This window comes from Frankia sp. Cppng1_Ct_nod (assembly GCF_920656135.1).
GTDB lineage: Bacteria > Actinomycetota > Actinomycetes > Frankiales > Frankiaceae > Protofrankia > Protofrankia meridionalis.
The window spans coordinates 1-24,080 of sequence record NZ_CAKKTK010000070.1; the positions used below are offsets into that span (position 1 = coordinate 1).

Here is a 24,080-nt window from a genome sequence, read left to right on the forward strand (position 1 = left end):
GGCCATGACGGTCACCCCACCGGCCAGCGCCAGGCTGCATTCGTCGGCGCGGAGTGCCTGGGCGGCCAGATGGACGGCTACCAGGGACGAGGAACACGCGGTGTCGACGGTTATCGCCGGTCCTTCCAGACCGAGAGTGTAGGCGACGCGGCCGGAGGCGACACTTGTGGTGCTGCCGGTCAGGACATAACCTTCAACGTCCCGGGTCACCTTCCGCTCGAGGGCGGGGGCGTATTCCTGGGCGATGACTCCGGCGAAAACACCGGTGTTGCTGCCGCGCAGCTCCGCCGGGTTGATGCCGGCATGTTCGAACGCCTCCCATGCCGTTTCCAGCAGCAGCCGTTGCTGTGGATCGGTGGCGAGCGCTTCGCGCGGGGACATCCCGAAGAAGGCGGCGTCGAATTCGGCCGCGTCGTGGAGGAAACCACCCCCACGCACATAGAAAGCGCCGATCCGCTCGGGGTCGGGGTGATAGAGGCGATCGACATCCCAGCCGCGGTCGGCGGGCAGGCCGCTGACGACGTCACGTCCTTCGATCACCAGTTGCCACAGATCCTCACCGGACCGCGCGCCGCCCGGGAACCGGCCGCCCATACCGATTATCGCGATGGGTTCCCGCGCGGCTGATTCCACGTCGTGCAGACGTTGCCTGATGGCACGCAGATCAGCTGTCGCCCGCCGGAGGTAGTCGCGCAGTTTCTGCTCGTTCGTCATGAGGTCTCGCTCTCCCTGCGGATTCCCAACTCGTCGTCGAGTGCGGCGAAAAGCTCCTCGTCCGTTGCCGAACCGAGGTCGTCCCGGAGTTCCTCACCGGGGACGGAGCTTGTGGGACCGCGTGTGTGCGAGGTGGTACGAATGCTGTTCCACGTACGCAGGAGTTCCTGGACGCGGGTCGCGATCTCGGTGTGCTCGTTGTCGTCCACCGCAGCCGTCGACATGGCCGTCCGCAGCCTGTCTATTTCCGTGGACAGCGGTGTCGCGGAAGCCACGGGATCGGGGACGAGCTGGGCGCGCAGGTAAGTGGTGAGCACGGCCGGAGTGGGATGGTCGAAAAGGAGAGTGGTGGGTAGGCGCAGGCCGGTCACCGTGCCCAGCCGATTACGGAACTCCACCGCGGTGAGGGAATCGAAGCCGGAGGAGAGGAACCCGCGGTCGACCTCGAAAGTGTCCGAATCGGAATGTCCGAGGACCGTTGTGGCGGTGGTCCGGATGAGGTCGAGGATCTGACGGTTCTGCTCCCTTTCCGGTTGCCCGGACAGCCGCACTGCAAGGGGGCGTTTCTCAGGTTCGGCGGTTTCCGTGACACGTTGGACGGGGATGCGGACGAGGCCGCGTAGGATCTGCGGAATGTTCTCCGTACCGCCTTGGCGCCCGATTCCCGTCGTGTCGATCCGGGCCGGTATGAGGGCCGGGTACGGGCTGGTCAGCGCGGTGTCGAAAAGCGCCAGGGCATCTTCGGCCGCCAGGGGGAGGAGGCCCGCACGGCCCATCCGGGTCACGTCGGCGTCCCGGAGATGGCTGGTCATGCCGCTGGCCTGGGCCCAGTAACCCCACGCCAGTGATGTCGCGGGCAGGCCGTGCGCACGCCGACGGTGGGCCAGAGCGTCGAGAAAGGTGTTGGCGGCGGCGTAGTTCGCCTGGCCGGCGTTACCGAGGATACCCGCGACGGAGGAATACAGGACGAAAGCGGCCACATCGAGATGGCGGGTCAGATCGTGCAGGTTCCAGGCGGCGTCAACTTTGGGGCGTAGCACGGCGTCGAGTTGGTGCGGGGTCAGGGCGGTCAGGGTGGCGTCATCCAGCGCACCCGCGGTGTGGACGACAGCGGTCAGCGGATGCCGGTCGGGGATGGCGGCGAGCAGCGCGGCCACCGCGTCGCGGTCGGCGACATCACAGTCCGTGATGGTGACTTGGGAGCCGAGGGCGGTGAGCTCGGCCGCGAGCTCCGCGGCACCGTCGGCGGTACCGCCCCGCCGGCTGACCACCAGCAGATGCCGCGCTCCGTGGTGGGTGACCAGTCGACGGGCGGCGAGTCGTCCCAGTGTGCCGGTCCCACCGGTGATCAACACCGTGCCATCGGGGTTGAGCGGGGTGGGCAGGGTGAGGGCGAGCTTGCCGGTGTGCCGGGCCTGGCTGAGGTGGCGCAGGGCGTGCGGTGCGGACCGGATGTCCCACGCGGTCACGGGTAGCGGGCGCAGCGCACCCTGGTCGAACAACGCCACCAGCTCGGCGAGGATCTGCCCGATGCGTTCGGGCGCCACGTCGCGCAGCAGGTCGAATGCCCGGTAGGTGACGGTGGGATGGTCGGCCGCCACGTCGTCCGGACGGCGGATGTCGGTCTTCCCCATCTCGATGAAACGGCCACCGGGACGCAGCAACCGCAGGGAGGCGTCGGTGAACTCATGCGCGAGGGCGTTGAGGACGACGTCGACCCCGCCGGTGGCGGCGTGGAACTTCCCGGCGAAGTCGAGGGTGCGTGAGGAGGCGATGTGCTCCTCGTCGAGTCCCTGGGCCCGCGCGACGTTCCACTTGCCGGGACTTGCGGTGCCGTAGACCTCGACACCCCAGTGCCGGGCGAGCTGGACCGCGGCCATACCGACCCCGCCGGTGGCGGCGTGGATGAGGACCGTTTCGCCGGGCCGGAGCCGGGCGAGGTCGGCGAGGGCGTGGTAGGCGGTGAGGAAGGCGACCGGAGTGGTGGCGGCCTGGGTGAAGGACCATCCGGTGGGGATGTGGACCAGCAGACGGTGGTCGACGACCGCCGCTGAGCCCAGCGTGCCGGGAAGCAGGCCCATGACCTGGTCGCCGGGGGCGAAACCGGTGACGCCCGGGCTGACTTCCACGATCACCCCGGCGCCTTCGGCGCCGATGCGGGCCTCCCCCGGGTAGACGCCCAGAGCGATGAGCACGTCGCGAAAGTTCACCCCGGCCGCGCGTGTTGCGATACGGACCTGGCCGGGAGCCAGCGGCTGTCCGGCTTCGGGGTGGGACACCAGAGCGAGATTGTCCAGGGTGCCGGGGGCGGTGACGTCCAACCGCCAGGCCGGGGCGTGCGGGGGCGGGACCAGTGTGTCGTGGAGGGCCGTGCTGTTCCGGCCGCCGTGCCGGGCGAGCCGGGGGACACGGATCTCCCCGTCCCGCAGGGCGATCTGCCCTTCGCCGGTGGCCAGCGCAGCCGGGAGCGCGTTCAGGGAGTCCGGGTGGTGGTCGACGTCGAGCAGGACGACGCGGTCGGGATGTTCGGACTGCGCCGCGCGGACGAGGCCCCAGATACCGGATGCGGCCAGGTCACCGACATCCTCTCCGGGGCGGGTGGCGACCGCCTCGCGGGTGATCACGACCAGCCGTGAGGTGGCGTACCGATCGTCGGCCACCCAGGTCTGCAGGACAGCCAACGCATGCCCGGTGGTCGCGTGGACATCTTCCACACCGGCGCCGCAGCCGCCGACCGGGACCGGGCCAAGGGGTATGCGATCGTGGTCTTCTGCGTGTCCGGAGGCTCCGGGAGGCGGGTACGGGAGGAGCACGAGGTCCGGTGCCGGACCTCCCGCGGCCATGGCCGCGGAGAGTGACTCCAGGTCCGGGCGGACCTCGACCGCGGGACGCATCGGCACCGGGAGCGCGGCGAGAGCCAGGTCGTCGACGCCCAGCACGGTCCACCGACCTGGCGGTGGGATCTCGCGGGGCACGGGCAGCGCCGGCCAGGTCAGCTCGAACAACGACTCGCCGGAGATCGCGGTGAGGTGATCCGGCGAGGCCGCCCGCAACACCAGGGAGTCGACGGCGGCCACGGGCGCCCCGGTGAGGTCGGCGACCCGCAGGCTCACCCGGTCCCGGCTGGTCGGCCGGGCATGGACCCGCAGCGCGCCGGCGCCCATCGCGGACAGGGATACGCCGCTGAAGACGAAGGGGAGACGGACACCCGGGGCCGCGCGGTCTGCGGCGAGGTGCTCCTCGTCGGCCCCGCCGGCAGGCAGGAGATCCAGCGCCGCGTGCAGCGCGGCGTCCAGCAGCGCCGGATGCACCCCGAACCGGCCGGCGTCGGCCTGCTGCTCGGACGGCAGACGCACCTCGGCGAACACCTCGTCCCCGCGTCGCCAGGCGGCCTGAAGCCCCTGGAAGACCGGCCCGTAGTCGTAGCCCCGGGCGGCCAGACGTTGGTACAGGTCTGCCACGTCCACCGCGGCCGCGCCTACCGGCGGCCAGGCCCCGGCCAGCTCATCGGGTGCCGGCATGAACACCGACGTGCTCCCCGCCGCGCTGGTCAGGACGCCGCTCACATGCCGCGTCCACCGGCCCTCCGCCAGCGGTCCGGATTGGTCCGGACCGGTGAATGCGTCGGCGGGGCGCGAATGGATGCTCACCGTCCGCCGGCCGGAGTCATCCACGGCTCCGATGATCAGCTGAAGCCGGATGCCGCCGTGCCCGGGCAGGATCAGTGGGGTTTCGAGCGTGAGCTCGGCGATCTCATCGCATCCGGCCTGCCCGGCGGCGTGCAGCGCGAGATCGACGAACGCGGTGCCGGGGAGCACGACGGTGCCCGAGACGGCGTGGTCGGCAAGCCAGGGGTGGGTCGACAGGGACAGCTGCCCGGTGAACAGAACGGCGTCGCCGTCGGCCAGGGGGATGGCCGCGGCAAGCAGCGGATGGCTGGCGGGGTCAAGACCGGCGGTGGTGACGTCGCCCGTGGCGGGGGCGGTCAGCCAGTGGCGGCGGCGCTGGAAGGCATAGGTGGGCAGGTCCGTGCGGCGGGCGGCGGGGCCGAACACGGCGGTCCAGTCGGGCCTGACGTCGTGGACGTGCAGGTGGGCCAGGGACAGCAACAGGCGCTGCCATCCGCCTTCACCGCGGCGCAGGGTGCCGGTGACGGCTGTCGCGGCGCTGTCCCCGGCCGGAGCGTCGTCGAGAGTCTGCTGGATGCCGACGGTGAGAACCGGATGGGGGCTGGTTTCGACGAATGCCCGGTGTCCGTCGCCGACGGCGGCGCGGACGGCAGGGTCGAGGCGGACGGTCTGTCGTAGATTGCGGTACCAGTAGTCGGCGGTGAGTTTGCTGGTGTCCAGCGGCGCGCCGGTGACCGTGGAGTAGAAGGTGATGCCGGCGGGACGGGGAACGATATCCGACAGCACGTCGAGCACCTTGTCCCGGATGCTTTCGACCTGGGCGGAGTGGGAAGCGTAGTCGACCGGTATCTTCCGGGCAGTGACGTTCCGGGTTTCGTAGTCGGCCAGGATTTCGTCGAGAGCGTCCGGGTCGCCGGAGATGACGGTGGAGTGGGGTCCGTTGACCGCGGCGATGCTGACGCGGTCAACCCATCGCGCGAGGTCACTTTCCACATTGGTTGCGGGAAGGGGAACGGACACCATGCCACCCCGGCCGGCCAGTGCCGTGATCGCCTGGCTGCGCAGCGCGGCGATCTTGGCGGCGTCGTTTAGGGTGAGAGCGCCGGCGATGTGGGCGGCGGCGATTTCACCCTGGGAATGGCCTATGACGGCGTCAGGATGGACGCCCAGGGACTGCCAGAGCCGGGCGAGCGAGACCATGACCGCGAACAGGACGGGTTGCACGACATCGACACGCTCCAGCGTGGGAGCGTCGGGGTGAGCGCGCAGCACGTCCATCAGGGACCAGTCCACGAACGGTGTCAACGCGGCCGCGCACGCGGTCATCTGCTCGGCGAAAACCGGGGAGGAATCCAGCAGCTCCGCGGCCATCCCGGCCCACTGTGAGCCCTGGCCGGGGAAGACGAACACGGTCCTCCCGGGATCACCGGCGACACCCTGCACGAGGTTGGGGGCCTGTTCGCCATGGCTCAGTGCCGCCAGAGCGGTCAGGAACTGCGCCCGGTCGCCGCCGACCAGCACCGCCCGGTGGTCGAGGGCGGACCGGGTGGTGGCCAGGGAGAATCCGACATCCACCGGAGCAGTGCCGGACCGGGCGGCGACGAAGTCGTGCAACCGTGCGGCCTGGGCCCGCAGCGCCTTGTCGCTCCTCGCGGACAGAACCCAGGGCACCGGTGCGGACGCGGATGTTCCGGCCACCGCCGCACGGTCGACACCATCCGAGTTGTCGGGGACATCATCGTCGGGGTCGCCCGGTGATGCCTGTTCGAGGATGAGATGGGCGTTGGTGCCGCTGATGCCGAAGGCGGAGACGGCCGCGCGGCGGGGGTGGTCGGTTTCGGGCCAGGGGGTCGTCTCGGTGAGCAGACGGACGGTGTCGGGTGTCCAGTCGACGTGGGGGGTGGGCCGGTCGACGTGCAGGGTCCGCGGTAGCAGGCCGTGCCGGACCGCCTGGATCATCTTGATGACGCCGGTGACGCCCGCGGCGGCCTGGGCATGGCCGATGTTCGATTTGATCGAGCCGAGCCACAGCGGCCGGTCATCGGGCCGGTCGCGGCCGTAGGCGGCCAGCAGAGCCTGGGCTTCGATGGGGTCACCGAGGGCGGTGCCGGTGCCGTGGGCTTCGACCGCGTCGACGTCGGCGGGGGTGAGGCCGGCGTTCGCGAGGGCCTGCTGGATGACCCGCTGCTGGGACGGGCCGCTCGGCGCGGTGAGACCGTTGCTGGCGCCGTCCTGGTTGACGGCGCTGCCGCGGATCACGGCGAGTACCGGGTGGCCGAGGCGCCGGGCGTCCGAGAGCCGTTCCAGCAGGACGATTCCCACGCCCTCGGACCAGGCGGTGCCGTCGGCCGCGGCGGCGAACGGCTTGCACCGGCCGTCGGGGGCCAGCCCGCGTTGCCGGCTGAACTCGGTGAACATGCCCGGGGTGGCCATCACCGTGGCTCCGCCGGCCAGGGCCAGCGTGCATTCCCCCCGTCGCAACGCCTGGCCGGCCAGATGGATGGCCACCAGGGACGAGGAGCATGCGGTGTCGACGGTGATCGCTGGTCCTTCCAGTCCCAGACTGTAGGCGATCCGGCCCGAGGCGACACTGTTGGTACTGCCGGTCAGGAGATAGCCTTCGACGCCGTCGGACGCCTCGTGCAGGCGGGGACCATACTCCTGCTGCATCGCGCCGACGAACACCCCGGTTCGGCTGCCCTTCAGGGATGCCGGGTCGATACCGGCCCGCTCGACGGCCTCCCATGACGTCTCGAGCAGCAATCGTTGCTGGGGATCCATCGCCGTCGCCTCGCGGGGGTTGATGCCGAAGAAGGCCGCGTCGAACTGGTCGGCGTCGTGGAGGAACCCGCCTTCACGTGCGTATGACCTGCCCGGCCGGCCCGGTTCGGGATCGTAGATCCCGTCGAGGTCCCAGCCGCGGTTCGTGGGGAGCCCCCCGATGGCATCGGTGCCGGAGAGCACCAGTTGCCACAGCTGGTCAGGTGAGTCCGCATCTCCCGGCCACCGGCCGCTCATCGCCACGACCGCGACCGGTTCGTCGCTCGCGGTCGTGATCACCGTCTCGACGGCGGAGGTGTCCGCAGTACCCGACAGGGCGGCCTTCAGGTGATGCGCGACGGCGGAGGGCGTGGGGTGGTCGAAGGTGAGAGTCGCAGGCAGCCGCAGCCCGGTGGCGGCGGACAGCCGATCACGGAATTCCACCGCGCCGAGTGAATCGAGCCCGAGGTCCTTGAACGTCCATTCCGCGCGGACCGCGGTTGGTGCGGTATGTCCCAGGACGATGGCCACGTGGGTGCGCACGATGTCGAGCAGGGTGGCTTCCCGTTCGTCCGCGGGGAGCCCGGCCAGGCGCTGGGCCAGGGAGCGCTGGGCTGGCGATGCGTTGTCCAGAGTGCCGCCGCGGTGCTCCGCACGGGCCTCCTCCGCCGACCGTGGGCCGGCGTGGGCCGTCGATTCCGGGCGAGGCTGCGGGATCCTGCCCGCCCCCGGTGGGCTGTCGGCGGCCGAGGTGCCGATCCAGAACCGCTCACGTTGGAAGGGATAGGTGGGAAGCGGTGTCCGTCGGGCATCCGGTCTGAACGCGGCCGACCAGCGCACGGCGACCCCGTGGGTGTGGATCTCCGCGAGCGAGGTGAGGAACCGCCGCGTTCCACCGTCGTCGCGGCGCAGGGTACCGACGGCGACGACGTCACTCCGGCCGCCGGTGCCACCTGTGTCGCCGATGCCGTCAAGGTCCGCGTCATCGACGGTCTGGCGGATTCCCACGGTCAGGACCGGGTGGGGGCTGGTCTCGATGAATGATCGGTGCCCGTCCGCGAGCGCGCCGCGGACCGCCCGGTCGAGTTGGACCGTCTGCCGGAGGTTGCGGTACCAGTAGTTGGCGGTGAGCGTGGCTGTGTCCACCAGGCCGCCGGTGACGGTGGAGTAGAACGCGATGTCCGAGGTACGGGGCGTGATACCGGACAATACGTGCAGCAGCTGTTCCCGGATGGTTTCAACCTGCGCGCAGTGGGAGGCGTAGTTGACGGGGATGGTGCGGACGTCGATGCCGTCGGCCCGGTATCCGGTGAGCAGTTCGTCCAGTGCGCCCGGGTCACCGGATACAACGGTGGATGCGGGTCCGTTGACCGCGGCGATGCTCAGCCGGCCCGCCCAGCGGATGAGGCGGGAGCGCACGTCGGCCGCGGGCAGGGGAATGGAAGCCATCCCACCGGAATCGGCGAGTTCGGCCAGGGCCCGGCTCCGTAGCGCCACGATCGCGGCGGCGGTGTCCAGGGAGAAGGCACCCGCGATGTGAGCGGCGGCGATTTCGCCCTGGGAATGGCCGATGACCGCGTCCGGGTGAACGCCGAAGGAATTCCACAGTCGGGCGAGGGAAACCATCACCGCGAACAGCACGGGTTGGATGACGTCGACGCGCTCCAGGGACGGTGCGTCCGGTCGGCCGTGAAGCACGTCATCCAGCGACCATTCGACATGCGGCGCCAGGGCTTCGGCGCAGGCACGGATGTTTTCAGCGAAAACGGGGGATTCGCCGAGGAGGGCCAGGGCCATCCCGTTCCATTGCGAGCCCTGGCCGGGAAAGATGAAAACCGTTTTTCCCGTACCTCGCGCGACTCCTGTCACCAGGCCCGGCGCCGGGTCCCCACGGCCCAGCGCCGCCAGCCCGTCCAGGAATTCCTGGCGGTCACCACCGATGAACGTTGCCCGGTGGGTGAACGATGTCCGGGTCGTTGCCAGCGAAAATCCCACGTCCGTCGGGTCGAGATCCGTCCGGGTGGCGACGACCTCGTGCAGTGCATCGGCCTGGGCGTGCAGCCCGCCTTCGTTTTTCGCCGATATCACCCATGGGACCACCGGCGTGTCAACCGCGATCGTGTTTCCGGGGATTTCGGAGTTCCCGGTCACTTGATCGGAAACGGGCGGCTCCGAGACGACGAGATGGCAGTTGGTTCCCCCCACCCCGAAGGAACTGACTCCGGCGATGAGCGGTCTGTCCGGTCGCGGCCAGTGAGTCAGATTTCGCTGGACCCGAAGGTTGATCTCGTCGAAGCGGATCTCGGGATTCGGTGTCTCGAAGTTCAGGCTCGGTGGAATCTCCCGATGTCTGATGCTAAGCGCCGCCTTGAGAAGGCCGACGATTCCGGAAGCTCCCTCCAGATGGCCCACGTTCGTCTTGGCCGAACCCACCAGCAGGGGGTGTCCGGGGGGTCTGGCCGTGCCGAGCGCCGTGCCGAGCGCGGTGGCCTCGACAGGGTCGCCGATCTTCGTCCCGGTGCCGTGAAGTTCCACGTACTGGATGTCACGGACGTCCACGCCGGCCTGCTCGACGGCCAGCCGCAGGACCTCTTCCTGAGCCTTCGGGTTCGGGATGGTGAGGCTGTCGGTGGCACCGTCGTTGTTGACGGCGCCGCCGCGGATTACGCAGTAGATATTGTCGCCGTCGGCGAGAGCCCGCACCAGCGGCTTGAGTACGACTACGCCGCCACCCTCACCGCGCACGTAGCCGTTGGCACGGGCGTCGAACGTGTAGGAGCGGCCGTCCGGCGACAGCCCACCGAACCGTGCGGCCGTGACGGTGCTTTCGGGAATTATGTTCAGGTTCACGCCACCGGCCAGCGCGAGAACGGACTCTCCCTTCCGCACGCTCTCGTAGGCCAGGTGAACGGCTACCAGTGCGGACGACTGCGCCGTGTCCACCGTCAGGCTGGGTCCGCGCAGACCGAACGTGTAGGACACCCGGTTCGCGATGATGCCCCGGTTGAGCCCTGTCAGGGTATGACGTGTGATCGCCTGGTCACCCCGCTGGTAGAACAGCGTCGCGTAGTCGCTCGCGATGGCACCGATAAAGACACCGGCACGAACTCCGGCGAGGCTCGCGGGAATGATTCCCGCGTCTTCGACGGCCTCCCACCCGAGTTCCAGGACCAGCCGCTGCTGCGGATCCATGTCCACCGCTTCGCGGGGTGAAATCCCGAAGAAGGCCGGGTCGAACCGGTCGATGTGATCGAGGAAGCCTCCCCGGTGGGCGTCGGTGTCGGACGACCGGCGATCGGTGGGTGTTTCAGTGACGGCGCACCGGCCGTCCGCAAGGAGTTTCCAGAAGCTTTCCGGCGTCGGTGCCCCCGGCAAGCGGCATGACAGCCCGATGACGGCGACCCCGTCGGCCCACCCGGTTTCCGATCCGGGGACGGTCGGTTCGTCGCTCATATTATGGCCCTTTCCTGCCTGACGAAAAAGCGAAAAATGTCCCGAGCTCGTCGCCGATGTGGCTGGGGGAGTCCGCGAGTTTCCCGAGTGGCCCGGCGAGGGCCATCGTGCACGGCGCCACGGGAGTGAACTTCACCTGTGCTGCCCTAATAATTACTGCGGGGAATCCCTGTGAAAACCCCTATCCGACCCCTATCCGACCCCTATGTGTCACTGTTTTCTGCTGCCGATATAAGGCGATCTTCAGGATAGGCTTATGTACATGGAAGGTAGAGCGGAGAAATATTGGACAAGCGTTGTCCGGCGGTCTTGAAGTGATGTCGCTCACATGGCCGGCTGGCCTCGTCGCCATTCATGGTCATGATGTCATCACCTACTGGACATGATCCCCAGGCGAACAGGATGGCTGATCGACCTGTTATCCGTAATCTTGGCGAATGGTCTGGCTGAAAGAGCGCTGGAGGTCGGCGCGACCGTTGACATGGAGTTTACGGTAGGCGCGGGTGAGATGCTGTTCGACGGTGCTTACCGTGATGTGGAGCTTTTGTGCGATCTGACGGTTGGTGTGTCCCGACGCAGCCAGTGCCGCGGCCTGTCGTTCGGCCGCGGTGAGTGTGCTGCGGTCGCCGGAGGCTGATTCGACCCGTGCTCGCAGGAGCGCGACCGCGGCGCGTTCCTCGTCATCGGTGCAGGCCGGGGACGCCAGTCTGAGGCACTCGGCGGCGAATGGCAGCCTGTCCTGCTGGAGTGCCTGCTCGGCCGCCTCCCGCAGTACCTGGCGGGCACATGCTTCCCCCGCATGGCGTGCGGCTACGAGGTGCAACGCGACCTTTTCGGACGATCCTCCGTCACCGTGCAGAAGGCGGGCGGCGCGCCGGTGCATCCGCGAACGGTCATCCGGGGAGATTTCAGCGAGAACCGCTGAACGGGCTGCAGGATGGCGGAAACGACCGGCATCCAGCAGACCGGTGTTGTTCAACACCTCGAGAAACCGGTCGGTCGAGGGCTCGTCCGCGTCGATGAGACGGCGCAACAGGGACCGTGAACCGGATCCGTCGAGGATCGCGAGGCCACGGGCGATCCGGAGCAGCCCGGGGTCGCCACGGTGGAGGCAGGTGAGGACCGCCCTACCGAACGCCGTACCGGCGAGAGATTCCACGAGCCGTGCGGGGGAGCCGTCCGTCGAGTCATGGTAATCCTCGATCAGGGCTTGGAGCAGGAGCGGATTCCCACCGCTGATTTCGTGCCACCGCGCGGCCGGAAGCGTGCTGGCGGGGCGACCGAACTGTGCGCTGAGCAGTTCGGCGACACCCTCACGCGACAGCGGCGCCAGCCGGATCCGGTGACAGTGCGGCTGGCGTAGAAGATCGGTGTGCCAGGCGGCCTGCGACGCGTCCATACCTGCGTGACTGGTGGACTCGGTGACGACCATGAGCACGCGTGACGATCTCAATTGGCTGCCGAAGTACAGCAGGCACCGTAATGAGGCCCCGTCCCCGAACTGGATATCGTCGATACTGATGACAACCGGGACCCGCTGCGACAGCGCGTCGAGCACGGCCCACAGATCCTGGATCATCCTGGTCGGCAGCTGCCCGGACGCGGTGAGCACCGCATCCGGGCCTCGGATGAGCATGCCTCCGGGAAACAGCCGCGCCATGTGCTCGTGGTCCGTGGGGGGCAACGGCGGGCTTCGGAAAAGCTGGCTCAGGACCCCCAACGGCTGATCGTGCTCGGCGTGCGACCCGGCCGCGTCCAGCACCGTGGCACCGGCCGCGTTCACCTTTCCGGTGAACGCGTTCAACAGTTCGGTCTTCCCGCTTGCGACGGCTCCGCTGACGACAGCGATCGATCCTTCCGATCGCAGGCTGTCATCGAAGAGCTGCTCAAGTCGTGCTAATTCCTCATCACGTTCGATGAGCGTGTGATCAAATTTCCGATATCGCTTCCCGGTGGCGACGTCGGCACCTGCGGACCGCTCGGCGTTGCGCATAGATTGCCTGCTCTTTCCCACCGCACGGACGCCCGGTGGACGGGTTCGTCGGTCTTGTCGGGTCGGGGGATCGCGGCGAGTAGTTTCTGCGTGTATGCATGGACCGGCTGTGAAAACACCTGGCTGAGGTCTCCAGTCTCGACGACGCGGCCGTCCTTCATCACGAGGAGCCGGTCGCTGACATGGTGGATCACTCCGAGGTCATGGGAGATGAACAGCAGCGCCACACCGAGGTCGCGTTGCAGGACGGTGAGTAGATCGAGTATCTGGGCCTGGATCGAGACGTCGAGCGCGGACACCGGTTCGTCGCAGACGATCACATCAGGTGACGGTGCGAGTGCCCGTGCGATCGCCACCCGCTGACGTTGTCCCCCCGACAACTCCAAGGGCCGCCGACGGAGGAGGTTCGCGGGCAGCCCCACCTGGTCAAGGAGCTCGACGACCCGTGCCCGCCGGTCCCGCCCGCGACGTATGTCGATCACTGCTTCGCCGACGATACGTTCGACGGTGTAACGCGGGTCGAACGAGCCCAGTGGATCCTGGTAGATGGCCTGGATCCGCCGGCGGTGCCGCCTGCGGTCACGCTCGCGGATCCTGCGGCCCGACCTGTTCGCCGCCCTGGTTCCGTCCGCCATCGCCTTCCGGTCCTTCGCCGCATTCCACGGCTGACCGGCGAAGCGGACCGTGCCTTCGTCCGGTTCGAGCAGGCCCAGCACGATGCGGGCCACCGTGGTCTTGCCCGAGCCGGACTCGCCGACCACGCCGAGGGCCTCCCCTACCCGGAGCTGGAACGACACGTCCCGGACAGCTTCATGCCAGGTTCCGTCAGGGGAGCGGAACCGTTTGGAGACGCCCTCGACCTCAATGAGGATGTCGCCAGGCGCGGCCGGCTCCGGCGCCTGCGCGATCGACAGGCGTTCCGGGGTTTCCGCCGGCTCCGCCACGGGGTGCCAGCACAGCGCGTCATGGGTTGCTTCGATCTTCGCGGGTGTCGGCAGTTCATCACGGCACCGCTGGTCGGCGAGCCGGCAGCGCGCCGCGTACGGGCAACCGCCCGGGCCGGCGGGGGGCTGGTCGGGTACGGATACCGACAGCCAGGTTCCCTTGGCGTGCATCGCGGGCACGGCGGCAAGCAGCGCGCGGGTGTACGGGTGCCGCGGGTTGCCTAGCACACGCTCTGCCGGCCCCTGCTCGACGATCAATCCGCTGTACATGACCGCGATCCGGTCGGCGAGACCGGCCATGACGGCGAGGTCGTGGCTGATGAGCAGGAGTGACATGCCACCGTGCTTGAGTTGCCGCAGGAGGTTGAGGACCTGCGCCGCGACGGTGACATCCAGGGCGGTCGTGGGTTCGTCGGCCAGCAGCAGCTCCGGGCCTGCGGCGATCGCGGACGCGATCAGCGCCCGCTGGCGCAGGCCACCGGAAAGCTGATGCGGATACTGGCGCGCGCGCCACTGCGGGTCGGGAACGCCCACGTCCGCCAGCTTTGACATGACCCGTTCGCCCACCTCAGCCCGATTGACGATCCGGTGGATGCGCAGCGGCTCGGCGACCTCCGCACCCACTGTCCGCAGCGGGTCGAGCGAGACCAGCGCGTCCTGGAGCACCAGTCCGATCCGACGGCCTCGTATCGCCTGCCACTGCGGCCCGGTCAGCGCGGTCAGATCCTCGCCGTCGAATGACAGTTGGCGTGCACTGACCGTCGACCGGCCGCCGGTCAGACCGATCAGGGTCCGGGCGGTGACGCTCTTACCGGATCCGGACTCGCCCACGATCGCGAGGCATTCGCCCCGGGCGAGGGTGAACGACACGCCACGAACCGCTCGGATGCGTTCCGAGCCCACCTGGAACGTCACATCGAGGCCGTCGACGACGAGCATCGGAGTGTCGGGGGCGTCGGGGGCGCTCATCGGGCAGTCCTCCCGGCGAGCTGCGACTGAGCGTACCGGCCAACGACATTGACGGCGATGACGGTGACGGTGATCGCGGCTCCGGGAAACACACTGATCCACCAGGAAGTCTGGAGGAAGTCGCGACCTTCCGACAGCATCAGGCCCCACTCCGGGGTCGGTGGCCTCGTGCCGAGGCCGAGAAAGCTCAACGCGGACGCGTAGATGAGCGCCGTGCCGAAGCCGACCGTGGCCAGTACCAGCACCGGACCGAGCGCGTTCGGAAGGACATGGCGTGCTACCAGCACTCCCCGCCGCAGGCCGAGGCCCACGGCGGCCTCGACGTATCCCGAGCGCCGTACCACCATCGCCTCTGTACGGACAAGCCGTCCGTACAGAGGGATGAGTGCTGTTGCGATCGCGATCACGGTGTTGGTCGTGCCCGAGCCGAGCACGGCGATCACCAGCAGAGCAAGGAGTACCGGGGGCAGCGCGATCAGCACATCCGTCAGCCTTATGAGGACCTGATCGGTGACCCGCCCGCCGAGGGCGCACGCGAGGCCCAGCACCGTGCCCCCGCACACAGCCAGTGCGATCGCCCCGAGGCCGAGCAGCAGCGAGGAGCGTGCACCGTAGAGGACCCGGGTGAACACGTCACGGCCGAGCTGATCGGTACCGAACCAGTGCGAAGCACCCGGGCCCGCGAGCGCGTTCACCGGATCGGTGTCGGTTGGTGAGGCGTCGGTGAACAGCCCCGGGGCGACCACCATGAAGGCGACCAGTACGAGCACCGCGGCCGCGACCACAACGGTCGGACGGCCGATCCGGCGCAGCCGGGTACGGGATGGTCCGCCGACTCCTGCCGGGAATACCGCGTCGACGGTCGTCATATGGCTGCCGCCGCCGTTCGCAGTCTCGGGTCGATGGCCAGGTGCAGCAGGTCCACCACGGTGAAGATGAGGACGACGGCGAAGGCCGACAGCAGAACGACCCCCATCACGACAGGCAGATCCCGGCTGGTTACCGCCTGCAGGGTCAGCGACCCGATACCGGGGCGGGCGAAGACCGTCTCGATCAGCACCGCGCCGCCGAGCAGTGTTCCGGTCAGCCAACCGGTCAGCGTGAGCACGGGCGCTGCCGCATGCCGGAAGGCGTGGCGCACCCTGACCGCGGTCCGGCTCAGGCCGCGGGCGCGGGCGGTGACGACGAACGGCTGGGCCAGGGCGGCCTCGAGCCCTTCGCGCAGCACCTGCGCCAGCACTCCGGCCACCGACAGCGCGAGTGTGACCGCGGGTAACACGAGCGAGGACACGCTCTGCGCGCCGGCCACCGGGAAGATCCGCAGTCGGAACGAGAACACGGTCAGCAGCATGATCCCCAGCCAGAACGGCGGGGTGGACAGCGCCACCAACTCCCACACCGTGGCTGCGGCCCGTAGCGACGGCCGGCGTCCAGCCGTCGTCATCGCGGACACCACCGCGATGACGACGGCGAGAGCGACCGCCGCCGCCACGAGCTGGACCGTGGGCCAGAGCTGGTCGTTGATCAGTTTCGTGACCGGTTGCTGAAGCTGGTAGGAGGTACCCAGGTCACCGCGTACGAGGTCGCCGAGATAATGCGCAAACCGTACCGGGACGGGTCGGTCGAACCCGTATTCGGTCCTGATCTGCGCCCGGACCTGCGGTGATGCCGACGTCGTCGGCCCCAGCAGAACCGCCACCGGATCGCCGGGGACGAGCTGGAGTGCGGTGAACGCCAGCGTGGCGGAACCGAGCATCACCGTTGCCCCGGCGGCGAACCGCTTGGCGGCACTTCGGAGCAGGGCCCGCCCCCGTACCGGAGTACGTCTCCGTGTCAGGGTCCTCCCGCCGAACAGTGGTGGACGCAGATGGTTTCCAGGATCCCGGGACAGCGTCACTTCTTGTCACGCCAGGCGTCATAGAACAGCGGCCAGGCGTTCGCGTCGAAGGTGACGTCCTTGACGTATTTCGCGGCCCCGATGATGGAGCTCGGCGTGTAAAGCGGGATCACGACAGCCTTGTTGATTACCGCATGCTGCGTCTTCGCGTAGACGTCGTTGCGGGTCGCCTGGTCCAGGGTGGCCGCCCCGGTGCTGGTCCACCTGTCCACCTCGGGGTCGTTCAGGAGCGACGCGTTCTGGCCTCCGGTCGCCAGGGTGCTGCTGGAGTTGAAGAACAGCCGCAGCACGTCCGGCTCGAATCGACCCCAGCTGAAGTCCAAAACCTGGAACTTTCCGCCATAGGCCTGTTCGATGTAGGTACCGATGTCAACGGCCGGACGGGTGAGTTCGATGCCAATCTTCTTGAGATCGTCCTGGATCGCCTGGCCCAGGATGTCGCGCTGTTCCCGCACGAACGCCGGCACCGTCGGCCAGACGACGGTGAGCCGCTTGCCGTCCCGGGTGCGATATCCTTCGGCGTCACGGCCGGTCCAGCCGGCCTCGTCGAGCAGCTGATTGGACCTGGTCGGGTCATAGGGCCAGCTGTTTTCCAGCGTGGCGTCATAGGACGGCGTCACCGCTGTGAGGGGGCTCCAGGAGCGCTTGTACTGACCGAAGTAGACGGTTTTGACGTCCTGGTCGATGTTCACCCCGCGCTGGAATGCGATGCGTACACGCTCGTCGGTGAACGGTTCCAGGGACGTGTTCAGATAGACGCTGTAGGGTGCGCCCGCGGCGTCCTCGCGCACTATCTGCAGATTCGGGTCTGCCTCGACGGTCTTCACGTTCGCTGGTGGAATCCCGCCGGCCAGGTCGATCTGCCCGCTGGTCAGCGAGCCGACGCGGGCTGTATTTTCCTTGAGGATGCGGATGGTGAGCGTGTCGAGGTAGGCGGGGCCGGAATGCCTGCTGGTGGCCGGGGCCCAGTTGTAGGCGGTGTTCTTCGTCAGGACGATGCTCTGGCCCTTCGTGTAGCTGGTAAAGGTGAACGGCCCGGTGCCGACGGCGACCGGGCCGCCCCCGCACAGCTTGTCAGCATTGGCTGTCAGCGTCCTGGGAGAGTAGAAGCCGAGATAGGCGGTGCTGGCCGCCTGTAGGAACGGGGCGAACGGCCGGGAGAAGCCGACCTTTACGGTGTACTCGTCCACGACCTCGGTGCCGGTGTAGGGGCCGAGGAGACTCGCCGCGTACTGCGATTTGGTCGTCTTTGCGACGATATGGTCAAAGTTGACCTTGACCGCTTCGGCGTTGAAGGCGCTGCCGTCGGTGAACGTGACCCCCTGCTGCAGGTGGAAGGTGTAGCTCTTCAGGTCCGGGGCGGTTTCCCAGGATGTGGCCAGCCACGGGTGGAACTTGCCGGAGTCGTCCTCCGCGATGAGTGAGTCGAAGACGTTGCGCTGGATCGCCGCGGTGATATCTTGTTGGCTGACATGGATGTCGAAGCAGGTCGGTTCAGTGTCGATCGAATAGGTCAGCGATCCTCCCGGTACCGGTTTGCCGGAGCTTTCTGTGGTTGATTCACCGGCTGAGCCGCAGGCGGCGATAAAGAGCGTCGCGGCGACTGCCGCTCCGGTCACCACCTGTGCGGGTCTGACAAAGCGCATGCGAATACTCCGAATGCTTTGGGAGGAGCCGGGAGGAAGGAAACATCTGGGGGTCGCGCGAAAATACCCGTGTCGGTTTCATCGGCACGGGTAGAGAACATCTGAAACAGATCCCCACTGCGGCGGGCCCCTACCCACCCTTATCGTCTGGCAGTTCAACAGATAGGGTGAATGGGTCATGGCTCCGCTGGTGTCGCGGAGAGTTGGACGGGCGGCGACCCTGTCGCGCTGCCCGGAAATCTATCGGGCGTCCAGGACTAACAGGCCGCGCTTGATACCCGAAGAAGATCGATGTGTCGCCGCGAGGTGAGAATCCGATCGATCACCGACTTGATGATCCCGGCTGCTCGCATGTTGTGGACACGGTCGAATTCGGCAAAGTCCGCTTCGAGCCACGGCACCCGACCCGACCCCGGTCGCTTCGGGCGGCTCTGATCGGATCCCATGTGGTCATATTAGCTATTTGTAATGCCTGGGGGAACTTATCCAGATGTGATCTGCTTCACGTCGAGGTCTATCGTGCCTGCGTCATCGCCAGCGGGTCCGATGGATCATGCATTGTGGGCGGCCGACAGAGGTTCGACCGATAGGGGTCTGGTCAAGAATGCTCCTGACGTGGTCTCGCCGTTCATCGATGGCTGTTCCCCCCGGATAGTCGCTTCGTGACTATCCGGGGGGAACACTGAGCTCTTTGGCTGGCCACCACTCAACGACTCGCACAGCTCCCGGCGATCGTGTTCCGGCAGAACAGAACCGGGCTTCTGGAAACAGCTCAGGAGTAGGCGGCGACGCTGTCGGTTCCCTCCGGGGATGCGGCGGTTTCCGCAGGTGCCGCAACAGGTTGGTGCTTGAGCGCGAGCGCGACAATGGCACCCGCTGCCGCTGCCGCTGCCGCGGCCCACCCGCCTGTACGCAGTCCGTCGACGACCGTGGACGGCGCATCCGTATGCCCGTTCAGGCCGGCGCGGGCAACCGCGACGATCACGGCCAGGCCTACGGCGCTGCCGAGCTGCTGGGATGTAGAGGCTAGGGCGGAGGCGACTCCCTGCTCATCTGGGGAGACGCCGGACGCTGCGGCCACAAAGAGCGCGCTGAAGGCGATACCGGCACCGAGGCCCCAGATGATGAGGCCTGGTAGCACCGCGATAAACGAGCCGTGCGGGGACATGCCCGTGGCGAGCGCGCCCAGCCCGATCCCCGTGCCGAGCATTCCGATGCTGACCGTGGGGCGGATGCCCTGTCGGTTGAGCAGAGTCAGAGAGATCTTCCCGCCGACCATGGAGATCAGGGTCAGGGGCAGGAAGGCCAGGCCGGCGGCCAGTGGGCTGTAACCGAGGACGCCCTGTAGATAGGTGGTGTAGAGGTAGTACTCTCCGCCGAGCGTCCCCACCAGAAGCAGGATCACAATCATGGCGACGGCCAGACTGCGGTTGCCGAGAAGCCGCGGCGGCGCGAGCGGGTCGGGGGTGTTCCGCTCGAGGAGGATGAAGGCGCCCACGAACGCCAGGCCGCCGAGCAGGGACCCGATGACCCGGCCGGAGGACCAGCCGGCCTCCGGTCCGCTGGCCAGACCGAACACCACCAGACAGATGCCCGCGGTGGCGACCACCGCGCCCGGCAGGTCGAAGCCACCCTGCCCGCGCTCGCGTGGTGCGTCCGCGGCGAGCAGGCGTGGCGCGACGATCGCCGCGCCCAGCGCGAGTGGGACGTTGACCAGGAACACCGCTTTCCACCCGAAGCCGTTGGTGAGCAGGCCGCCGAGGAGCGCTCCAGCAGCCAGACCACCGCTTGCGGCAACACCCCAGACCGTCAGCGCCCGATTGCGTTCCGGCCCTTCCGCATAGCTTGTGTTGATCAATGACAGGATCGTGGGGAAGAGGAGTGCGCCACCCAGGCCCTGAACCGCACGGGCGGTCAGCAGCATCCACGGTTCGTCCGCGAGGCCTCCTCCCAGGGACGAGACGGCGTAGAGCCCGAGCGCGAGCATGAACATGCGCCGCTGCCCGAGCCTGTCGGCGGCCCGGCCGCCGAGCAGCAGGAACCCGCCGAAGGTCACGGCATAGGCGCTGACCACCCATTGCAGCGACTGGGCGGTGAACCCGAGCTCACGGCCGATGTCGGGCAGAGCAACGTAGACGATGTTGTAGTCGATGGCGACGACGAACTGGGCGAACGCCAGCAGCGCGAGTTTGAGCCCGGACCGCTCCTGCGGTCGGGTCACGGAAGCGTCCACGGGATTCGGCTCTTCCTTCGCGGAGTTGTCACCGGCCACGGGCGTGGCCGGTGGGACGTGCGTTGGTTGAGGCAAGGCCGAGACGCCTCATCTACGCAGTGTTCGTATCCTACACGCCGTTCAAAGTTAGCACACAGTACAGTAGATCAGCGCTGTAGAGTGTCGGCTGTGGAGGACCCGACGCCGCGCCGGCGAGACCGCCTCCGGGCGGAGACCGTTCAGGAGATCAAGACAATCGCGCTCAAGCACATGGCCGCGGGCGGGGCGGCTACTCTCTCGCTGCGTGCGATCGCCCGCGAGATGGGGATGACCGCGGGTGCCCTCTACAGCTACTACGACACCCGAGACGATCTGATCACCGCGTTGATCGCTGATGTCTACAGCATCCTCGCGGAAGTGCTGGATGCGGCGCGTACCACCCGGCCCGCGGAGGACCCCGGGGGCCAGTTGCTGGCTGTCGGTCTGGCCTACCGGCAGTGGGCGATCAACAATCCCGGGGAGTTCCAGCTCGTCTACGGCGACCCGATCCCCGGTTATCAGGTCCCACAGGGCGGAGCGGCATCGTTCGCGGAGCGCCAGGCCTGTGGGGTGCTGCTCAAAATCGTCGCCGTAGCCTGGCCACGAGCCGATCTCGGCTGGGCTGCCGATGACTATCAGTGGTCCGACTTCGAGCCCGGCTTCCTCTCCATGGTCCGCGAGCGGTTCCCCGAGTTGCCACCGTCCGCGGTTGCCCTCTCGTTGCGCATCTGGGGCCGTCTGCATGGCCTGATCGCTCTGGAGGTCTACGGTCACCTGCGACCTCAGGTACTGAACCCCGCCAAGCTCTACCATGCCGAGTTGCTCGACCTGACCAGGGCGCTGGGAGCCTCAGCGACTCTCAACAACGGGCCGGCCGGCGACCCCCGGGCGCGAGAGCTTTGAATCAGGGTGCTGTCACGAGAAGTGAGTCAGGCCTCGGGCGCCACTTCTCGACGAGCGCCGTCGGTGCTGGACTACCATCTTCTCGGGGATATCGGGGAACGGTCCGGCGGTAGCTGATCCGCCATCCCTGCGGGGTACGGGTGAGAATGTCGAGGTAATCGCCGTTGGTGATCGATCCGTCGGCCCGAATGGCGATGTAGCGACTGCGCGCACGGACGGCACCGTCGGCGTCCACTAGAATTGCCGTGTCGACGGTCTGGTGGTCCGCGGCGTCCACCGGCAGTTGCAGTACATAGTCGCGGAACGTGTCGATGCCGCGGAGGGATGTGCCCTTTCCCGTTCCGATCTCGATCACGACATCGTCGGTGAACACCAGGCCGAGAGCATCCACCTCCTTGTTGTCGACGACATGGGCGAACAAGGCCAGTGCCTGGCGGATCTCAGCGATGTCAGAAGCGGACAGTTCCAGGGCCACGATGCTTCTCCGGAGTGAAAACGGATGGATGCGGTCGGGTCAGTCCGGGACACCGCCGATTTGCCGCAGAATGGTGAGGCGGTCCGGAAGAACGTTGTAGCTGATGATCCGGCCGTCGTGAAAAGTGATCCAGCTGATGCTGGTACTGTCAATCGGCCTGCCGGTCGCCGGAACACCGAAGACCTCGCCCTTGTGGATACCCTCGATCCGCCAGAAAACAACCACCCGGTCATCTTCCGCAACCAGGTCCGTGACAGTCGTCTTAAGATCTCCTACGGCCTCTCGCAGCCAGACAACGTGTTGCTGGAAGCCGTCGCGGCCCGTTGACCAGCCTGAGCGGGCCCGGGTTTCGTCGTCGGCATCCGAGGCAATGAGGTCGTCCAGGAGTTCCAGCCGCCCGTTGTTGACGACTTCCTCATACAGACGCCGTGCCACAGCCTTGTTTGTCTCCGTCTTGATCGTGCCTGTGCTCATCAACGACTCCTTGGGTGCAGAGAACGTCATCGTGGTGGTTCGCCGGGGTAGGAGGGCGGGAGCAACACCCCGGTGTTCGCGTTGAGGCCGCCGTCGCAGGGAACTGTCGTACCGGTGATGTACGAGGCGGCCGGGGAGGCCAGGAACCAGACGACCTCTGCCTGCTCCCGCGGGCTGGCCCAGCGTTGCATCGGGATTCGTCTGGTCACGTTCGCGGCGAATCCCGGGTTCGCGAGGGCGCCGGCGGTCATCCCGGTCACCGTGCCGCCGGGCGCGAGGGCATTGATTCTGATTCCCTCGACGGCGTAATCGAGCGCGGTGGCGCGCACCAGGTTGATCGCCGCTGCCTTGGACGCGTTGTAGGCCCAGTTACCCGGTTCCCCCTGCAGGCCGGCGATGGAGGTGGTCACGACGATCGCACCGCCGCCGGCGGCACGCAGGGCCGGTACCGCGGCGCGTATTCCCAGTGCCACTCCACGAACGTTGACGGCGAGTATCCGGTCGAATCGTTCAATGGCGCCGTCCGCCTCCAGCGGAGGTGTCCCGCCGATCCCGGCGTTGAGTACGGCCGCGTCCAGCCGGCCGAAGTGGTCGACGGCCAGTCGTACCATCGCCGTGCTGGTTGTTTCGTCGGCCACGTCGCCGGTAAGCGTCACAACTCCTGCTGTGGCGGACAGTCCGGCCAGCCCATCCTCGGCCAGGTCGACGGCGACGACCTTGAATCCCCGCTCGGCGAACAGTTCCACACACGCCCGTCCGATCCCGGATGCGGCACCGGTAACAACCACCACCGGAGTGACCATACTGCCTCCCTGCCGGTTGACATCCATCCGCCGATCGGTCGGGAACGGCGGAACTACTGATGACTGACACCCCCTGGGTCCCTTCGAGTGCCGTGACCATGCCCAGGCGGGGGCCAGCATTTCAAGCAGGGCGAAAAGCGATGACCAGAGGTTTCTTCCATGATCTATCGCTGCTCGATGTTCCGTCGTGCGCCGTGGGGTGAGGTGCGCGGAGAATCATGGCGAACAGGACGGAAGCGGGCCGGGGGGTGGAGCCTTCGAGATCCCGGAGAAGACGCCGGACCTACGACAAGCGATGTCGACGTGCTGAAATGTTCGGCACCCGACCGCCAGGTATGTCAATCGTATTAGTCAGACCGTACAGAGTGCGCTGCTGACACGAAGCAGGTCGATGTGGCGTCGTAGGTACGGCCGGCAGCAGGTCGGTCGTACTGTCACCTCAGGCACCCGTGCCCCGCTCATCGTCGACTCTCACTTTGTCGAGCATCACGGTATTGCCTGTGCTACGAACTGTCAATTGTTCACCGGTGAAGTGGACTTCGTCTCCTCCGGTTTCTGTTCGATCTTCATGATGACGCGGAAGCGGACCGCGACGACGGCGGCATGCTGCAGGAGCCGGTCGAGGATGCTGACGGCGGTGGTGTGCTCGGGCAGGACGTGCTCCCACTGCTCGAAGGGCCAGTGGGAGGCGATTGGAGCGGCTGGCGCGCCCCTACCTCGACAGGCGTCACAGTCTGATCTCTGCGATGTCGTCGTCAAGGTCGTTCGCCTGGGACAGCTCCCCTGTCGTCGCTGCGAAGGCGGCCAGCGTCGGTGTGATGAACAACGCGCGCACATCCGCATGCAGACCCACCTGTCGCATCCGCTCGACGAGGGACACCGCCAACAGCGAATGCCCGCCGAGCTCGAAGAAGTGATCTCCCCGGCCGACCCGCTTCACCCCAGGGCTGCGCGAAGGTCGCCTAGCGTAGCGGTCAACTACTCTGGGTTGCAAGGAACTGGAGTGCTCTGTTGCGGTCACCGGCGATATATTCGAGAGTCGCCTTGATCTTTGTGGCACCGTGGAGACGAAGAAGTCCGAGGGCAAGGTTGCGGAGAATCGCGAGGTTTCGTGGGCCGTTTCCAACGTGGGCTCGGCAGGCGTCCTCTCGCCAGGCGGTGTCGCGGAT

The 24,080-nt window shown here is 67.5% G+C and carries 16 protein-coding genes; 1 reads left to right on the top strand and 15 read right to left on the bottom strand.

The genetic code is table 11. The features are described 5' to 3' along the window. The 9 genes from NBW77_RS17435 to NBW77_RS17470 all read right to left on the bottom strand — a co-directional run. Positions 1 to 714: beta-ketoacyl synthase N-terminal-like domain-containing protein (locus NBW77_RS17435; RefSeq protein ID WP_250280023.1), on the bottom strand; the 714-nt coding region annotated here is incomplete at its 3' end. Continuing rightward, positions 711 to 10,556, bottom strand: coding sequence for a type I polyketide synthase (locus NBW77_RS17440; protein WP_250280024.1), 9,846 nt, complete (start codon positions 10,554 to 10,556; stop codon positions 711 to 713). The genes NBW77_RS17435 and NBW77_RS17440, both read right to left, overlap by 4 nt. A 418-nt stretch (positions 10,557 to 10,974) precedes the next feature. Continuing rightward, positions 10,975 to 12,549 (bottom strand): helix-turn-helix transcriptional regulator, encoded by a 1,575-nt coding sequence (locus tag NBW77_RS17445; protein WP_131747122.1) that lies wholly within the window; start codon positions 12,547 to 12,549, stop codon positions 10,975 to 10,977. Next, positions 12,453 to 14,462: a dipeptide ABC transporter ATP-binding protein gene (locus NBW77_RS17450; RefSeq protein WP_131747123.1), complete on the bottom strand. Its 2,010-nt coding sequence runs from the start codon at positions 14,460 to 14,462 to the stop codon at positions 12,453 to 12,455. Before NBW77_RS17450 ends, NBW77_RS17445 begins: the two co-directional genes overlap by 97 nt. Then, positions 14,459 to 15,331 carry an ABC transporter permease gene (locus NBW77_RS17455; RefSeq protein WP_131747124.1) on the bottom strand — a complete coding sequence of 291 codons (873 nt, stop codon included), beginning with the start codon at positions 15,329 to 15,331 and terminating at the stop codon, positions 14,459 to 14,461. The genes NBW77_RS17450 and NBW77_RS17455 overlap by 4 nt, the downstream gene beginning before the upstream one ends. After that, the gene (locus NBW77_RS17460) at positions 15,328 to 16,218 is read right to left on the bottom strand and encodes an ABC transporter permease (protein WP_131747135.1); all 891 of its coding nucleotides are present in this window, start codon (positions 16,216 to 16,218) and stop codon (positions 15,328 to 15,330) included. The genes NBW77_RS17455 and NBW77_RS17460 overlap by 4 nt, the downstream gene beginning before the upstream one ends. Before the next feature lie 137 nt (positions 16,219 to 16,355). Next, a complete protein-coding gene (locus NBW77_RS17465) occupies positions 16,356 to 18,005 on the bottom strand; it encodes an ABC transporter substrate-binding protein (RefSeq protein ID WP_131747125.1) in 1,650 nt (549 codons plus the stop codon). 257 nt (positions 18,006 to 18,262) lie between these two features. Further along, positions 18,263 to 18,451 (bottom strand): putative leader peptide, encoded by a 189-nt coding sequence (locus tag NBW77_RS22530; protein WP_349817035.1) that lies wholly within the window; start codon positions 18,449 to 18,451, stop codon positions 18,263 to 18,265. Between the two features lie 326 nt (positions 18,452 to 18,777). Then, complete coding sequence (locus NBW77_RS17470; protein ID WP_207387073.1) at positions 18,778 to 20,226, bottom strand: MFS transporter; 1,449 nt, start codon at positions 20,224 to 20,226, stop codon at positions 18,778 to 18,780. Positions 20,227 to 20,397: 171 nt separating this feature from the next. Between NBW77_RS17470 and NBW77_RS17475 the strand changes: the two genes are divergently transcribed. Beyond that, positions 20,398 to 21,159, top strand: coding sequence for a TetR/AcrR family transcriptional regulator (locus NBW77_RS17475; protein ID WP_502799497.1), 762 nt, complete (start codon positions 20,398 to 20,400; stop codon positions 21,157 to 21,159). Between the two features lies 1 nt (position 21,160). Here the strand turns inward: NBW77_RS17475 and NBW77_RS17480 are convergent, their stop codons facing one another. From NBW77_RS17480 to NBW77_RS17500, 6 genes are all read right to left on the bottom strand, one after another. Beyond that, complete coding sequence (locus NBW77_RS17480; protein ID WP_165486140.1) at positions 21,161 to 21,634, bottom strand: nuclear transport factor 2 family protein; 474 nt, start codon at positions 21,632 to 21,634, stop codon at positions 21,161 to 21,163. 39 nt (positions 21,635 to 21,673) lie between these two features. Then, positions 21,674 to 22,108, bottom strand: coding sequence for an ester cyclase (locus NBW77_RS17485; protein ID WP_242605880.1), 435 nt, complete (start codon positions 22,106 to 22,108; stop codon positions 21,674 to 21,676). Between the two features lie 26 nt (positions 22,109 to 22,134). Continuing rightward, a complete protein-coding gene (locus NBW77_RS17490) occupies positions 22,135 to 22,911 on the bottom strand; it encodes an SDR family NAD(P)-dependent oxidoreductase (protein ID WP_131747128.1) in 777 nt (258 codons plus the stop codon). Between the two features lie 351 nt (positions 22,912 to 23,262). Further along, positions 23,263 to 23,373, bottom strand: coding sequence for a putative leader peptide (locus NBW77_RS22535; protein WP_349817036.1), 111 nt, complete (start codon positions 23,371 to 23,373; stop codon positions 23,263 to 23,265). 51 nt (positions 23,374 to 23,424) lie between these two features. After that, complete coding sequence (locus NBW77_RS17495) at positions 23,425 to 23,670, bottom strand: ATP-binding protein (RefSeq protein WP_284346944.1); 246 nt, start codon at positions 23,668 to 23,670, stop codon at positions 23,425 to 23,427. After that, positions 23,639 to 23,851, bottom strand: a complete 213-nt coding sequence (locus NBW77_RS17500) for a phosphopantetheine-binding protein (protein ID WP_131747129.1) — start codon at positions 23,849 to 23,851, stop codon at positions 23,639 to 23,641. Before NBW77_RS17500 ends, NBW77_RS17495 begins: the two co-directional genes overlap by 32 nt. Between the last annotated feature and the right edge of the window lie 229 nt (positions 23,852 to 24,080).

Excerpts from the sequence above, each read along its gene's own strand:
- NBW77_RS17450 (WP_131747123.1), bottom strand. The coding sequence starts at position 14,462 with ATGAGCGCCCCCGACGCCCCCGACACTCCGATGCTCGTCGTCGACGGC.
- NBW77_RS17445 (WP_131747122.1), bottom strand. The coding sequence starts at position 12,549 with ATGCGCAACGCCGAGCGGTCCGCAGGTGCCGACGTCGCCACCGGGAAG.
- NBW77_RS17485 (WP_242605880.1), bottom strand. The coding sequence starts at position 22,108 with ATGAGCACAGGCACGATCAAGACGGAGACAAACAAGGCTGTGGCACGG.
- NBW77_RS22530 (WP_349817035.1), bottom strand. The coding sequence starts at position 18,451 with ATGGGATCCGATCAGAGCCGCCCGAAGCGACCGGGGTCGGGTCGGGTG.
- NBW77_RS17460 (WP_131747135.1), bottom strand. The coding sequence starts at position 16,218 with ATGCTCGGTTCCGCCACGCTGGCGTTCACCGCACTCCAGCTCGTCCCC.
- NBW77_RS22535 (WP_349817036.1), bottom strand. The coding sequence starts at position 23,373 with ATGAGCGGGGCACGGGTGCCTGAGGTGACAGTACGACCGACCTGCTGC.
- NBW77_RS17490 (WP_131747128.1), bottom strand. The coding sequence starts at position 22,911 with ATGGTCACTCCGGTGGTGGTTGTTACCGGTGCCGCATCCGGGATCGGA.
- NBW77_RS17440 (WP_250280024.1), bottom strand. The coding sequence starts at position 10,556 with ATGAGCGACGAACCGACCGTCCCCGGATCGGAAACCGGGTGGGCCGAC.
- NBW77_RS17455 (WP_131747124.1), bottom strand. The coding sequence starts at position 15,331 with ATGACGACCGTCGACGCGGTATTCCCGGCAGGAGTCGGCGGACCATCC.
- NBW77_RS17465 (WP_131747125.1), bottom strand. The coding sequence starts at position 18,005 with ATGCGCTTTGTCAGACCCGCACAGGTGGTGACCGGAGCGGCAGTCGCC.